Annotated in this window: 1 protein-coding gene and 1 pseudogene; both read right to left on the bottom strand. The window is 37.2% G+C overall.

Annotation, left to right across the window (positions count from 1 at the left end):
* Positions 1–19: 19 nt before the first annotated feature.
* Positions 20–787, bottom strand: coding sequence for a Cdc6/Cdc18 family protein (locus AMDU4_RS04505; protein WP_021786796.1), 768 nt, complete (start codon positions 785–787; stop codon positions 20–22).
* Positions 788–931: 144 nt separating this feature from the next.
* Positions 932–1,122 (bottom strand): annotated as a pseudogene (locus tag AMDU4_RS04500) (transposase); the annotation flags it as partial.

Below are 1,122 nucleotides of genomic sequence, written 5' to 3'. Positions count from 1 at the left end.
GAGAGTTTGCTTTCTGTTATTATGGATTTATAAGTGATACAGCAGATCGCACATCATCATTTTCTATTGTTTTTGAAAGCCGGTATTCTGCCATGTATGCCGCTTTTTGCAGGAGTTCTATGGCGAATCTGGCACTACCGAACTGACCGGAGATTTCAGATATATACTGGAGTATGGAATCTGGGCATGTGCCAGGATCAAGAGCCATAGATGCCCGGTCAGTTATAATGCGGTTTATTTCATCGCTGCTGTATTTATTGAATTTGAGCTCCACTATTGTTCCATATTTCCTTTCCATATACATAAATGGGCTCTCCATGGATATCAGGATAGTGCTTAATTCGGTCCCGTAGATTTCGGATGCCCTAAACAGGTTGTACAATCCGGTGGAATCACCTTTTAGCATCCCGGTGGCTTCGTCTATTACAAGAATTATGTTTCCACGGAATGATATTATGGAATTAAGGGTGGAAAAAATATCTGAATATGAAAGTCCGCGATATGAGACCGGCCTCCCCAATCTTGAAATAACATGTTCCAGCAAATTTTTTACATTTCTGAATGACAGCGCATTTTCGTAAATAATGGATTTATTGTCCCGCATGAGAAATTTCACAGTAGAGGTTTTGCCAGTACCGGAATCTCCATGAATTATGATATTGTTTGTTATTCCACTTGCTGATGGGTCAATAACAGTGGACTGGATGGTAGCTATTTTATCATCCCTGAAAAATAATTTCTCAGGTACATATGAAGTGTCAAGAGGTGCAGGATTTACAACTATCATTGCATATGCAATTTCATTAAAGTAATAAATTTTCCCGTTTTAGAATTCCGTTACTTAGGGGTCCGTGACTTTACACCTATTTTATTTTTATTGATATAGGAATACTATTTTTCAATGTTTTCCAAATACTATGGGGTGGGTACACTAATCTTTAATCATGCTTTCCATATCCATTATTTTACCTATGAAATCAGAGATCTCTGATTTACATTCTATTCTCACTGTTACACTCTTTCCCCTTTCTGCGTAATTGAGATTTATGTGCTCAGGTATCCTACTGTGGATATAAGGGAAAACAGGTTTATCATGTAAATGGATTATATTATACAAGAATT

Source organism: Ferroplasma sp. Type II, assembly GCF_000496155.1.
Note: the sequence above shows the minus strand (reverse complement) of the source record. Positions and strands in the feature narration are given on the sequence as shown.

Excerpts from the sequence above, each read along its gene's own strand:
- AMDU4_RS04505 (WP_021786796.1), bottom strand. The coding sequence starts at position 787 with ATGATAGTTGTAAATCCTGCACCTCTTGACACTTCATATGTACCTGAG.